We start from the raw sequence: 13,551 nt of genomic DNA on the forward strand, positions 1-13,551 counted from the left end.
ACGTCAGGTCAGGAGGTATGCCTTCAGGATCGTCACCGCGTAGGTGTTGCCGATGGTGTCGGTCAGGATGGATTTGAGGGAGACCGAGCGGGCGTTTTCCGGGTGGGTCAGGGTGATGGTCCTTTTGCCGTGGGTCGTGGTCACCGGGGCGGGGGACCAGGACTTTCCGGCGTTGTAGGAGACCTTCACCGTCAGGGACTTCAGGTGGGTGGCGGCTGGGCCCTGGAGGGAGAGGGGGATCGTGGTGCGGCGGCCTGCGGGGGCCGTGCCGGTCGGGGTCAGCTTCGGGTGGAAGCGGACCGTGGAGAGGGGCAGCGCGCCGGAGTCGGACGGGCTGGACGTGAAGGTCCAGGTGGCTGTCAGGCGGCTCGTGGTCGTGGCCACGCCTGGCGGGCGGGTCAGGTTCGTCCGGATCGTGTAGCGGGCCGGGACGGACGGGAGCTTCTCCACGGTCTGGCAGAGGTCGCCGTCGTTGTCGAGCAGGGTGCTGCCGTCCGCGGTCACCGTGGTGTGGCGTTTCGCTGTGGAGGAGGCGGGGTGTCCTGCCCCGTCGGCGAGGTCGGGGACGCACAGATCGAGGGTGTCGCCGTCGCGCCGTGCGCCGTACGGGCCGCCGGTGATCGGGCTGAAGACACCGACGTTGTACGTGGCCGCGTAGGTCCGGCCCGCCTGGTACGACCTCGCGCTCTCCGTGCCGTAGAAGACGTCGTCGTCTCCGGAGGGGTTTCGCTGGCCCAGGTTGGCCGTCCACTGGAAGCCCTTGGGCGTGGTGACGTAGATCTTCGCGGTCGTCGGCAGCGGGAAGGGGTCGCTCACTGTGCCGAGCGACAGGGTGGGGCCGCTCCACATGACGTTGACGATGCCCTTGCGGTGCGCGACGGACGAGCCGAAGTTCCGCTTCAGCAGCGCCAGTTCGTTCATGCGCGTGGTGTGCCGATAGCCGGTGGGGAAGCGGTCGGGCAGGTTGTGGAGCAGGTGGTAGGTGGTGCTGCCCTTCTGCCACAGGCCGCCAAGCTGCGTGCTGAGCCTCCCGGCCGGGGCATTCGGTCCCAGGGTCGCGGTGCGCAGGTTCTTGAACGTCCCCCAGAACAGGGTGCTGTTGTGCGCTTCGCTCCCGGTGTCCCCGGTGCCCACGGCGAGGTTGAGCTGGCCGTCGGACATCTTCGCGCCCTGCGGCGCGGTGATCCGGACCGGCCTCGCCTTGCGCGCGTCGAAGACGACCGTGGTCTCCCCGGTGAGGGAGAGCCGGGGCCGGACCAGCGCGGAGGTTCCCTCGGCGTCTTCCAGCACGGTGTCCACGACGTAGTCGCCGCGCGGGACCCGCACCCGGTACACGCCCTTGGAGATCTGCTCGTAGTCCGCGAGGTTCGTGGTCCAGTACGTGCCCGAGTACCCGAGGATCTCGGTCAGCGGAGCGCTCACGGGCTTGCCGCCGCGGTCGAGGAACTTCAGGGTGAGGTCATATACCTCGGCCTCGCGTACGACGCCGAAGGCGGTCCGTACGGCAGCGGGTTCGGCGCCGTTCCTCGCGGTGGCGACCAGCGTGCCCGAGTAGGCGCCGTCCGCCGCCTCGACGCGGGTGTCCGCGGTGAGGTCGACGCCGGCGGTGCCGCCCGCCGGGACGGTGAGCTGAGTGGTGCTCAGCGTGAACATGCCTTCGGGGGACGTGCTGCCTCCGGGGCCGGTCGCGGTGGCCGTCAGGTCCAGGGTGACGGGCTGGTCGCCGTCGTTGCGGTAGGTGATGTGCTGGGTGACCGGCCGGTCGTCGGTGTGGGGCCACAGCTGCTTGCCGAAGGACACGGAGGTCTGTTCGCTCGCCACCGCCCCCTCCAGTGCCCTGGACACGTCGACCCGGCCCGTCCCCTGCTGGTAGCCGGTCGCGCCGGTGGTCGGGGTGGTGGACGCGGTGAGCGCCTGCTTGATCCGTGCGCCGGTCCAGTCGGGGTGCCGCTGGGCGAGGATCGCGGCCGCCCCCGCGACATGCGGCGTCGCCATCGACGTACCGGACATGGAGACATATCCGTCGGCAGCCGGGTCGCCCATGTGGCCGTGCGCCGCCCTCGCCGAGACGATGGCCACGCCCGGCGCCGTGAGGTCCGGTTTCAGCGCGCTGTCGGCGGTCGGGCCGGTGCTGGAGAAGTCGGCGAGCCGGTCCTCGCCGTCGACGGCGCCCACGGTGAGCGCCGACTCCGCGGCCCCCGGGGAGCCGACGGTTCCCGCCTCGGGGCCCTCGTTGCCGGCCGCGGCGACGGTGAGCATGCCGGTGCTCTTCGAGAGGGCGTTCACCGCCGCCTCGACCGGGTCCTCCCCCGGGGTGTCGGCCTGGCCCAGGCTGAGGTTGGCCACCTTGGCGCCCTGCCCGGCGGCCCACTCCAGGCCGGCGATGACGGACGAGTCGGTGCCCTCGCCGTCGTCGTTCAGCACCTTCGCGTTGAGGATCTTCGCGCTGGGTGCGACTCCCTTGTAGCGCCCGCCGGAGCGGGCTCCCGAGCCCGCCACCGTCGCCGCGACATGCGTGCCGTGGCCGGCCATGTCGTCGGTGCTGCCGGTGCCGCTGAAGTCCTTCGCTGCCGTCACCGCCGAGGCGAGGTCCGGGTGTGAGGTGTCGACGCCGGTGTCCAGGACGGCGACCTTGACGCCCTTGCCGTCGTATCCGGCCGCCCAGGCGGCCGGGGCGCCGATCTGCGCGACGCCGCCGCCCAGCTCCTCGGCCTTCGCGCCGTCTTCGTCCGCCGGCGCCTTGAACCGGCCGTCCAGCCAGACCCGCGCGACTCCCTGCTCCTCCGTGAGGGCCTGCCACATGTCGTCGGCCCCGGCCTTGGGCACAGTGATCGCGGCGCCCGCCACACTGGGCAGCTCCCGGCGCACGGTGGCGTCCGCCTCCGCGACCAGTGACTTCTGGGTGCTCCTGCGCTGGGCGGACTTGCCCTCGTACGACACGATCAGCGGGAGCGTGCGACGCCGGGTGTCGTCGTAGCCGGCGCGTATCAGGCCGCTGACGTCGAACAGCCGCATGTCCAGGACGCCTTGGCCGATCAGGGCGGCGGCGTCGGCGGGAACGACGTACTGATCGCCCCCGACGCCGCGCACGGACACCGGGACGTGCTCACGGCCCGGTGCCCGCCGTACGCCCGTCACCCGGCCCCGGGCGTCCAGCCGGACCCGGTCGCCGGTGAGGAGGGTGACGTACCGGCCGGCCGCGGAGGCGGAGCCGGCGGTCCGCGCGCCGAGGGCGGAGCCGCCGGGCGCCGCGACGGTGGCGGTGTCCTGCGCGCGCACGCCGAGGCCGGAGCCCGTGGCCGCCACCGAGACGCCCGTCATCAGCCCCGCCACCAGCAGGGCGGCCAGCGAGGCGCTTGTGGTTCTGTCGCGCATTCAGCTCACCTGCCCGGGCACCTGCTTGGCGGCGTCGACGACCGCGCGCTCGGTGATCGCGCTGGTGTGCGTGACGGTACCGACCTTGAGGGGATCGCCCGCCGTGGCCTTGACCACCACGATGCGCTGGCCGAGGAACCGCAGGGTCTTCTTGTCGAAGATCCACTCGGTGCGCTCGCCGTCGTTCTCCCGCGCGATCGCGACCCCGTGCCGACCCGTGGCGTCGACCGCGTCATCCACCGAGACGACGCCGGGGATCTTGGCCGCGGCCTTGTAGAGGGCGGCGCCGACCTCGGCGGGCGGGTAGCTCTCGAACAGCAGATCGCCGATCGCGACGAAGGCGGCCTGGTCGCGCGGGACTTCGGGGTCCCGGACGGCGTCCGACTCGCGGTAGATCCGCTGGAGCAGCGTGTCGGGGTCGGTCGGCAGCTCGGCCAAGGCGTTGTAGGCGCCGCTGAACGGGACGTCGCTCTTCAGGGTGATGCCCTTGTCGCTGGTCTCGCCGGCCTCGATCAGCCAGCCGTCCCTGCCGTCGAGGGAGTTCCAGACCTGGCGGGAGTGCAGCTCGTTGCTGACCGCCTCGCTCTTGTCGCCGACGGTCTTGATGTAGGTGTCGGCCACCTTCGAGGCGATGTAGATGTACTGGCCCTTGCGCGGGGTGGGCGCGGAGGTGTCGGCGGCGGCCAGGGAGATGCGTTCGAGGAGCTGGGGGGCGCCCTTGGGGTCGGCGACGCCGATGCTGGTGGTCAGTGCGGGGCCAGTGGCCAGGGCGGTCTTGCCGCCGTCGGTCCCGCCGCCGGTGAGGGCGAGGCCGCCCACGACCGCGCCGGCCAGGGCGAAGGCCGCGGCGGGCAGCAGGACCGTACGGCGCAGGAACGGGTTGGGGCGCTTCAGGGACGCGACCGGAGAGGTGGCGGACGTACGGGAGGAGGTGCGGAGGTCTTCGTGGATCTGGGCCATCATCTGCTCCTTGTGGAACTGGTGGCGGCCCGCCGGCAGTTCCCGCTCGGCGGAGGGCAGCAGACTCTGCGTCTCCGTCCACTCGGCCGGGTGGGGCCGGTGGGAGGGGCTGGCGTTCATCGGTTTCCTTCCTGTGCGGACCGGACCGCGTATCCGCGATCACCTGTTATCTGCCGGTTCGTGCGGGTGGGTTCCCTTTTTTCTCCGAGTAGTTGCGCGTCGGTGAGCTTGCGCAGCTTGGCGCGGGCGCGGGAGAGGCGGGAGCGGACGGTGCCGACCGGGATACCCAGGGCGCGGGCCGCCTCGGCGTACTCCATCCCCTCCCACAGGCACAGCGTCAGGACCTCACGCTCGGGACGCTTGAGCAGGCTGAGGGCGGCGAGCGTGGCGTTGATACGGCGCCGGTCGTCCAGGCGTCCGGCGGTCTCCTCGGCGTGGTCCTCGACCCGTTCCTCTGCGGCGTGCGCGGCTGCCGCGGCGCTCGCCGCGTTGCGGTAGCGGCGGTTGCTGCGGTGGTGGGAGCGGGCGACGTTGGTAGCGATGCCCAGCAGCCACGGCCGCAGCGAGCCGCCTTCGGCCTCAACCGAGGCCCGGCGCCGCCACGCCTCCATGAAGGTCGTCGACATCACGTCCTCGGCCAGCGACCAGTCGGCGGTCAGCCGGAAGGCGTGGTTGTACACCGCGCGGGCGCACGCGTCGAAGAGTTCCGCGAAGGCGTCCGGATCTCCGTTTCGCACCCGGGTTCGCATATCTGTGGTCACGTCTTGAACTGACTTATGGTGCGGGCGAGTTCCCGTGAGACACGTCACAGCCGTCGCACAGGTCACCGGGGCGGTTGATTTGGTGGTGGCCGCCGCAGCCGAGCTGCAGGGGCTCACTCTGCTGCACCACGACCGGGACTTCGAGTGCATCGCCGCCGTCACCGGCCAGGCACTCCAGTGGTACGGCCCTGAAGCCGGCAAGTGAGCCAGGTGCTGGCGGGACGCTTCCCCGGATGGCTCCGCACTCGCGAAGCGCTCCCCGGGCTGGACATGCGAGCCAATCGAGCCGAGAAAGGCGCCCGTTCCCTTTGGCACTCGGCCTGCCGCGCTTCAAAGCCGTGCCCACAGCGTGCCCATAAGAGCGGACAACCACGGTCAACAGCGGTGCGAACCAGTCCTCGCGAGGCGGCCGCTACGCCACATAAGCGCAGGTCAACGATTGCATGACCTTCCAAGCGCCGTCGCTTCCCAAGCTGAGAGCGCGAGTTCGATTCTCGTCACCCGCTCCATGGAGAAGGCCCAGGTCATCGACCCGGGCCTCTTTGCTGTGCGCGGTGATCTATTGCCGCGTGCCAGATTCGTGCCAGAACGGTGATCGTCGGGGACGACCGTCTGCGACTTCCCACTCTCCGTCGTCTCGGGGGTGCTGATAGATCAGCGCGGCTTTCTCGGAGGACTGGCCGGCGCGGGCCATCGTGCCTTGAGGGTGGCACCGGATCGGGTGGACAGGGTGTGTCCGGTGTGGCGGAGGTGGTCGTAGAACGGGAAGCCCTCAGGCATGCCGACGATCTCACGGGCCTTCCGCCACTTCCGGCCGAAGGTGCTGCGCCGGAAGGGCGCCCCCTTCTCTCCCAAGAAGAGCAACCCGTCAAGGCCAGGCTCGGCGTACGACTCCAGGTGCCGGCGGAGCTCCCGGCGGAGGAACGCGGGAAGAATCACAGTCCGTGTTCCTGCCTCGCTCTTTTGTCGCCCTGGACGTGTCGCCCGTTCATCCGCTCCCATTCGGCGAGACGAACCCGGATCCTGAGGACGCCAAGCGGTCCGTGACGCTGGACCAGCCCGGGACGCCAGGCTCGGTGTCCTTCCGGGCCAAGGCCATCGACGCCAAGGGCACCAACGCCACCCTGGACGCTGATCAACACCTACCGCACCACGAGGTGACCGGAAGAAGTTCCCGGCTCGCGGCAACCCTGTGCGGAGTCTGTGACCACTAGGCGTCGGATCCGGTCATCCCCCGTGCCTGGATTCACTCCTCTTCTGGTGAACGGCATGCAAGGAGAACACCTCCCCATGAACAACCCCACGACCGGCGGACGCCGCGGGCGTCACCGCCGTCGCTGGACCGCCACCGCTCTGCTGCTCGGCGTGCCCGCCATCGTCGTGCCGTATCTCCTGTTCGCGCAGGAGGACTCGCAGGCCGCGACGATCGACGGCAATGCCTACTACCGGCTGGTTTCCGTACGCAGTGGGAAGGTGATGGACGTCAACGCCTTCTCCACCGCCGACGGCACCCGCATCCAGCAGTGGACCGACCAGAACACCGCCAACCAGCAGTGGAAACTGAGACCCACCGGGGACGGCTACTACGAGCTGGTGAACCGCAACAGCGGCAAGGTGCTGGGCATAGTGGGCGGTTCGACCGCCCAGGCGGCCGCCGCCGAGCAGCAGACCGACAGCTCCTCCACTTCCCAGGAGTGGCGGATCGACGAGGTGAGCGGTTCCGACGCCGTCACTTTCACCTCTCGCAGGAGCGGCCAGGTCCTGGACGTCTCCGGAGGCTCCACGGCCGAGGGCGCGCCGATCATCCAGTATCCCGGCAGGGGCAGCACCAACCAGCAGTGGAAGCTGGTGCAAACGGCCGAGACCCAGGCGTCCGGGACCGGCAGCACTCAGACCACGGCCGCGGCCGGACCGTATGTGTGGAAGAACGCCCAGGTGGTGGGCGGCGGTTACGTCACCGGGCTGGTGTTCAACCAGGGGGAGAAGGGTCTGCTGTACGCGCGCACCGACATGGGCGGCGCCTACCGCTGGGACACCGCGGCCGAGCAGTGGATCCCGCTGACCGACTGGCTCGGTGAGAAGGACTGGAACCTGCTGGGCATCGACGCGCTGGCCACCGACCCCGTCGACCCGGGCCGGCTCTACCTCTCGACGGGCACCTACACCAACGAGTGGGCGGGCAACGGCGCGATCCTGCGTTCCACCGACCGGGGCCGTACCTTCCAGCGGACCGATCTGCCGTTCAAGGTGGGCGGCAACGAACCCGGCCGGGGGGCGGGCGAGCGGCTCGTGATCGACCCCGCGAACCACGGCACCCTGCTGCTGGGCACCCGCAAGAACGGCCTGTGGCGCAGCACCGACTACGGTGTGACATGGCGTCAGGTCTCCTCGTTCCCCGTCAAGGACGGGGCGAGCAGCGGCGCGGGCATCTCCTTCGTGACGTACGGCCCGGCCGGCAGCAACACGGTCTACGTCGGCGTCAACGACAAGGACACCTCCCTGTACCGCTCCACCGACGGCGGCAACAGCTGGCAGGCCGTCTCCGGGCGGCCCACCGGCCAGATGCCGCAGCACGGTGTCGTCTCCGGTGACGGCTCGCTGTACCTGACGTACAGCAACGACATCGGCCCCAACGACGCGACGGCGGGCTCGGTGTGGAAGTACACGCCGTCCGGCGGAGCGTGGAAGAACATCTCCCCGTCCCAGGGCAGTTACGGGTTCTCCGGTCTGGCCGTCGACCCGCAGAAGCCGTCCACGGTGATGGTCACCACCCTCGACCGCTGGTGGCCCCGGGACGAGCTCTACCGGACCACCGACGGCGGTACGACCTGGAAGGCGCTGGCCGACAAGTCGGTGCGGGACGCCTCCGCCGCTCCTTACGTCGGTACCGGCATCGGACACTGGATGACCGCGCTGGCCATCGATCCCTTCGACTCCGGGCACGTGCTGTACGGCACCGGCAACGGCATCTGGCGCAGCAAGGACGCGAGCGCCTCCGACAGCGGCGGCACCAGCCACTGGACCTCCGGGGCCCGCGGGCTGGAGGAGACCTCGCTGGCGGACGCGATCGCCCCTCCCGGCGGCGCCACCGTCATCACCTCCATGGGCGACCAAGGCGGCTTCCGCCACGACTCCCTGACCGAGGTGCCCGCCGGACGGCTGAAGAACCCGCTGATGAGCAGTAGCACCGACATCGATTTCGCCCAGTCGGCCCCCGCGGTGATGGTCCGCGTCGGCACGGGCGGCGCGCAGGACGGCGCCTACTCCACCGACGGCGGCAGCAGCTGGAACGGCTTCACGGCAGAGCCGGTGGGCAGCGCGAACAGCGGCCATGTCGCGCTCGCGGCGGACGGCTCCACCATCGTGTGGACCGAGGCCGGCCAGGCCCCGTACCGCTCGACCGACAAGGGAGCGAGCTGGTCGAAGGTCAGCGGCCTGGGCACCGACGCCGTGGTCGTCGCCGACCGCTCCTCGGCCAGCACCTTCTACTCACTCACGGGCGGCACGCTCCACGCCAGCACCGACGGCGGCGCGACCTTCACCCCCCGCGCCACCAGCCTGCCCGCCGGCCGGCTCACCGCCGTCCCCGGCATCAACGGGGACCTGTGGATCGCCGGCGGTGACAAGGGGCTGCTGCACTCCACCGACGGCGGCCGCACCTTCACCACACTCAAGACGGTGCAGTCCGCCTCCGCCCTCGGCTTCGGCAAGGCCGCACCCGGCGCCAACTACCAGGCCCTGTACCTGATCGGCACCGTCAACGACGTCACCGGAGTCTTCCGCTCCACCGACAAGGGCGCCACCTGGCTCCGCGTCAACGACGACGCCCACCAGTGGGGCGCCATCGGCAGCCTCGGCATCATCACCGGCGACCCCGACACCTACGGCCGCGTCTACATCGGCACCAACGGACGCGGCCTCCAGTACGGCGACCCGTCCTGACCCCAACGCCCGAGCGGGGCCGCAGCCACAACGGCCTGTGGCCCCGCCGTGCGGCTGTGCACTCGCGACGGCATCCTTCAGCCGTTGATCCGACCAAGCTGCCGACGTCAACAGGATGCCGGATCTTCAACGGGTTGAGGTAGAGCCGTTGCCTCATGTCAACGGTGACCTCTTGCCCGTGCTGGAGTCGGTCGACTCCCTGCAAAAGGCGTGGCAGGAGGTCGTCAAGGCGAACGATCCGGCCTTCCAGGAAGCCCGCAGGCGCTCATTGCGGCGTGGGCCGCCGTTGCGACAGGACGGAAGCAGCCACCAGAAGCGGCGCGCGGCGGACGAGCCCGAGCTGCCTGCCCGCCGGGCCCGCCTCATCGCTCCGTGGACCTCGCCCCCGTGGCCTTGGCGACTGCCTCGTGCACGTGGGTATCGACAAGGCCGGGGCTGCCGGAGACCACGACGACCACCGTCCCGGTGCGGACGGCCGTCTGCCTGACGATGCTGCTGCGCCCGCCGGCGGAGCAGGTCAGCAGCCGGCTCCACTGCTCGTCGCCCAGCCGGGCGACGAGCACCTTCTGAGTCGTGACCATGACGGGTGTACTACCGGCGAGGACCTGCTAGACGGGGCAGGGCCCGCGCTGTCTCTCACGCACGCTGACTGGCACGCACTTGTCGCAGCCCACGCTGATGGCATCCGCCTCGGCGGCGAGATCGGTCAGGACCGCGACGTCAGCCTGCGGCGGGGACGGGGGCGTGGGTTGGTACTGGTGTCTCCGTCGGATCGGGCTCGGCTGTCACCGCGGAGGGAGCGGGGGCGGGGGCGTAGGGGATCTCTCCGCGCAGCACGGCCTTGGCGCGGTCCTCGTCCAGCTCGCCCTCCCAGCGGGCGACGGCCAGGGTGGCGACGCCGTTGCCGACCAGGCTGGTCAGGGCGCGGGCTTCGGACATGAACCGGTCGACGCCGAAGATCAGTGCCAGGGCGGCGGGCGGGACGTGCGGGACGGCGCTGAGGGTGGCGGCCAGGGCGATGAAGCCGGAGCCGGTGACGCCTGCGGCGCCCTTGGAGGTGAGCAGCATGACGGCGAGCATGGCCAGCTGCTGGGTGAGGCTGAGGTGGATGCCGAGGGCCTGGGCGAGGAAGACCGAGCCCATGGTCAGGTAGATGGCGGTGCCGTCGAGGTTGAAGGAGTACCCGGCGGGCAGCGTGATGCCGACGACGGGTTTCGAGGCGCCGGCGTGCTGGAGCTTGGCCATCATGCGCGGCAGGACGGGCTCGGTGGAGGAGGTGCCCAGGACGATCAGCAGTTCTTCCTTGATGTAGCGCAGGAAGGGCAGCAGCCGCAGTCCGTTCAGGCGCATCACGGTCCCGAGGACGACCAGGACGAAGAAGAGGGCGGCCAGCCAGAACGAGCCGACGAGCAGCGCCAGGTGGCGCAGGGTGCCCAGGCCGTAGTGGCCGATGGTGAAGGCCATCGAGCCGAACGCGCCGATCGGAGCCAGCCGCATGATCCACCGGATGAGCGTGAACAGGACTGTGGAGAACTTCTCGACGCCCCGGGCTATGCCCAGGCCGGCCTCTCCGCTGGCGTGCAGGCCGAAGCCGAACAGCACCGACACCAGCAGCACGGGCAGGATCTCGTTGCCGGTCAGGGCGCTGACCAGGGTGGCCGGGATGGTGGCGAGGAGGAAGGCGGCGAAGCCCTCGTGGGCCGTGGTCGCCTCCGGCGGCAGGCCCTTGGTGGACAGGGTCGAGAGGTCGATGTGCAGACCGCTGCCCGGTTTGACGACGTTGACGACGAGCAGGCCGATCACCATGGCCACGGTGGTCAGCACCTCGAAGTAGACCAGGGCCTTCAGGCTCACGCGGCCGACCGCGCGGGCGTTGCCCATGGAGGCGATGCCGTGGACGACCGTGCAGAAGATGATCGGTGCGATGAACATCTTCACCAGCGCGATGAAGCCGTCGCCGAGCGGTTTGAGGTCAGCACCGGCGGACGGCCACAACCCGCCCACGGCGGCGCCGAGGAGGACGGCGATCAGGCACTGGATGTAGAGGTGGGACAGCATCCGGCTGATGCGGCCCGGTGGTTGGGTGACGGTACCCGGGGCGGCGTCGTTGCGGCTCATGCGGGGCGTCCTTCCAGGACGGGAACGAGGAGTTCGGCTCGGGCGATGCGGCGGGCGGCGCGGTGCAGCAGCACCGTGGGGGACGCGCCGTCCGGTGCGGGGACGGCTTGGGTGGTGACCACGCCGGCGGGGGTGCCCAGGCGCAGCGTGCCGTCGGCGGTCTGCCGGGCTACGCGGTGGGCGAGGGTGCCAGGGGTGGTGGCGGCCGTGGCCAGGGCCACGGCGGAGGTCAGGCCGATCGCCGGGTGCGGGGCGTGCATGGAGACCATGCGCACGGCCAGGTCGTACTCGTCCTGGTTGACGAGCATGCCCTGTGTGGTCCGATAGAGCGCGGGTCGGGCGACGATGCCCACCTTCGGTACCGCGTGGCTGACCGGATCGCCCTCGCGGGCCAGGCCCATGGCCAGCGCTGCCTGGCGGCGCAGCAGGGTCAGCGCGGGTACTGCGGTGGCGAACGCGGTGAGGGATTCCGGGCCGTCGAGGCCGAACGCCTTGGCCTCGAACAGCGCGGTCGGGGCGCCGGCGTCCACCAGTGATGCCTCGACAAGGCCGTCCGGGCCGGTCAGCTCGTCCAGTGCCCGGCCGGTCGGCAGTGCGCGGCCGGTCGTCGAGCCCGCCGGGTCCTGAAACCCGAGCAGGACCGGCACGCCCGGCGCCGAGGTACCCGGGACCACGGCCGTGCCCTCCTCCGGGGCCACGCCCGCGGGGGTGGGGATCGTGCCGGTGAGGCGGGCCCCGGTGTTGACGTTGAGCATGCGGACGGTGGTGGTGTCCGACGTGATCGGCACGAGATGGTGGTGGGCGGCGTACAGGGCCACGGCGGTGGCGCAGTTGCCGCAGTTGCTGGCCCACTCCACGTGCTCGTCGCCGATCCCGACCTGTGCGAAGGCGTACTCGACATCCACGCCGGCCTGGGTCGACGCCTGTACGACGGCGGCCTTGGAGGTGGTGGAGGAGGCTCCGCCCACGCCGTCGATCTGACGGGGGTCGGCGGCGTTGAAGGCGGCGAGCAGGAGGGCATCGACGTCCACGCCCGTGGCGGCCACGTCGCGGTGGTCGAAGATCCAGCACTTGCTGGTTCCTCCGCGGATCATCTCGCCCTGCAGACGCAGCACAACCGACTCCTCACAGCCAGGGAAGGGGAAGCCCGCCGACGGTCTCGCCGTGCGTGGTGTCCTCCACGGTGGGTTACGGCAGCGTGAAGTACAATCTCGGAAATCTGCATGGCTATTAAGGTGAAGTGAACGCTGGAGGTGGCGGCATGCTCGATGTCCGGCGCATCCTGCTGTTCACGGAGGTCGCCCGGCGCGGCTCGGTGACCGCGACAGCCCGCGCCCTGAACTACACCCCGTCAGCGGTATCGCAGCAGGTCAGCCGCCTGGAAGCGGAGGCAGGACAGCCCCTGCTGGAACGCCACGCCCGGGGTGTCACCCTCACCGACGCCGGACGGGCGCTGGCCGAACGAGGGCACCGGATCGAACGCGAACTGCGGGCCGCGGAAAACGAACTCGCCGACTACGCCGGCCTGCGCGCGGGCACCCTGCGCATCGGCACCTTCCCCACCGTCGGCGCCTCGCTCCTCCCACAGGCCGTGATCGCCTTCCGGGACGCCCACCCCGACGTACGGCTGACCGTCCGCAGCGCCCGCATCGCCGGGCTCTGGACGATGCTGGAGAACCGGGAGATCGAGATGTCCCTCATGTGGGACTACGACTGGAGCCGAATCGACCGGGAGGACATTGTCATCACCCCACTTCTCGATGACCCGCCTGCCCTTCTCGTCAGCGACCACCATCCACTCGCCGGCCGCGACGCCGCCTCACTCGCCGACTTCGCACACGACCCCTGGATCACCCGCGCCGACCATCACCCGGTGGCCGAAGCCCTCGTCCGCGGCTGTCGCGCCGTCGGCTTCGAGCCCCACATCGCCTACGAGGCCCACGACTACCAGGAAGCCCAGGCCATGGTCGCCGCCGGCATCGGCGTCGCCCTCGCCCCCACCCTGGCCCTGGAGGGCATCCGACCCGGCGTGAACGCCCTGCCCCTCCAACCGCCAGCTCCCATCCGCCGCATCCTGCTGGTTCGCATGGCCGACCACTCCCTCACCCCCGCCGCCCTGACCTTCGCCGGACTCCTCCGCGACGCCGCCGAGGCCCGAACCCCCTGACGCTGACACCGAACCACGCCCACCGGTCGCGGAACCGTCGCGCTCACCGCGGGGAACCCAGGCCCCGCACTTCGGTGTTGGACGTGGGCCACCGTCGGCGGCAAGCAACCTGGCCATACGTTGGGGCTCTCGGCCTGTATCTGACGCACCGCGTCGGAATCCACTCCGTCATGGCAGTGCCGCTGCGGGCACGCGGGGTGACCCTGGGATCGGCCCTGTTCTTCCGCC

At 70.7% G+C, this 13,551-nt stretch carries 9 protein-coding genes and 2 pseudogenes; 4 read left to right on the plus strand and 7 right to left on the minus strand.

Annotated elements, in window-relative coordinates; translation table 11 throughout:
• Positions 1-3: 3 nt before the first annotated feature.
• The 3 genes from ACZ4UV_RS27185 to ACZ4UV_RS27195 are packed head-to-tail and all read right to left on the minus strand — an operon-like array spanning position 4 to position 5,096.
• On the minus strand, positions 4-3,375 hold the full coding sequence (locus tag ACZ4UV_RS27185; RefSeq protein ID WP_388909029.1) for a S8 family peptidase: 3,372 nt from the start codon (positions 3,373-3,375) through the stop codon (positions 4-6).
• Positions 3,376-4,455, minus strand: coding sequence for a CU044_5270 family protein (locus tag ACZ4UV_RS27190; protein ID WP_388909027.1), 1,080 nt, complete (start codon positions 4,453-4,455; stop codon positions 3,376-3,378). It abuts the gene before it with no gap.
• On the minus strand, positions 4,452-5,096 hold the full coding sequence (locus ACZ4UV_RS27195) for an RNA polymerase sigma factor (RefSeq protein ID WP_037797897.1): 645 nt from the start codon (positions 5,094-5,096) through the stop codon (positions 4,452-4,454). Before ACZ4UV_RS27195 ends, ACZ4UV_RS27190 begins: the two co-directional genes overlap by 4 nt.
• A gap of 67 nt (positions 5,097-5,163) precedes the next feature.
• On the opposite strand from ACZ4UV_RS27195, the pseudogene ACZ4UV_RS27200 reads away from it, so the two are divergent.
• Positions 5,164-5,301, plus strand: a pseudogene (locus ACZ4UV_RS27200) (PIN domain nuclease); the annotation flags it as partial.
• Positions 5,302-5,655: 354 nt separating this feature from the next.
• Here the strand turns inward: ACZ4UV_RS27200 and ACZ4UV_RS27205 are convergent.
• Positions 5,656-6,133: pseudogene (locus ACZ4UV_RS27205) on the minus strand (tyrosine-type recombinase/integrase); the annotation flags it as partial.
• 6 nt (positions 6,134-6,139) lie between these two features.
• On the opposite strand from ACZ4UV_RS27205, the gene ACZ4UV_RS27210 reads away from it, so the two are divergent.
• On the plus strand, positions 6,140-6,310 hold the full coding sequence (locus tag ACZ4UV_RS27210) for a hypothetical protein (protein ID WP_451021746.1): 171 nt from the start codon (positions 6,140-6,142) through the stop codon (positions 6,308-6,310).
• 76 nt (positions 6,311-6,386) lie between these two features.
• On the plus strand, positions 6,387-9,038 hold the full coding sequence (locus ACZ4UV_RS27215; protein ID WP_467841343.1) for an RICIN domain-containing protein: 2,652 nt from the start codon (positions 6,387-6,389) through the stop codon (positions 9,036-9,038).
• Positions 9,039-9,400: 362 nt separating this feature from the next.
• On the opposite strand, the gene ACZ4UV_RS27220 is transcribed toward ACZ4UV_RS27215, so the two are convergent.
• The 3 genes from ACZ4UV_RS27220 to ACZ4UV_RS27230 form a co-directional block, all read right to left on the minus strand.
• Positions 9,401-9,619: a hypothetical protein gene (locus tag ACZ4UV_RS27220; RefSeq protein WP_451021742.1), complete on the minus strand. Its 219-nt coding sequence runs from the start codon at positions 9,617-9,619 to the stop codon at positions 9,401-9,403.
• 139 nt (positions 9,620-9,758) lie between these two features.
• Positions 9,759-11,156, minus strand: coding sequence for a C4-dicarboxylate transporter DctA (gene dctA / locus ACZ4UV_RS27225; protein WP_467841347.1), 1,398 nt, complete (start codon positions 11,154-11,156; stop codon positions 9,759-9,761).
• The gene (locus ACZ4UV_RS27230) at positions 11,153-12,271 is read right to left on the minus strand and encodes a PrpF domain-containing protein (RefSeq protein WP_467841350.1); all 1,119 of its coding nucleotides are present in this window, start codon (positions 12,269-12,271) and stop codon (positions 11,153-11,155) included. The genes dctA and ACZ4UV_RS27230 overlap by 4 nt, the downstream gene beginning before the upstream one ends.
• A gap of 146 nt (positions 12,272-12,417) precedes the next feature.
• Here ACZ4UV_RS27230 and ACZ4UV_RS27235 point away from each other — a divergent pair, with 146 nt between their 5' ends.
• Positions 12,418-13,323 carry a LysR family transcriptional regulator gene (locus ACZ4UV_RS27235; RefSeq protein WP_316770725.1) on the plus strand — a complete coding sequence of 302 codons (906 nt, stop codon included), beginning with the start codon at positions 12,418-12,420 and terminating at the stop codon, positions 13,321-13,323.
• Positions 13,324-13,551: the final 228 nt, after the last annotated feature.

The organism is Streptomyces sp. NPDC028289, assembly GCF_055565975.1.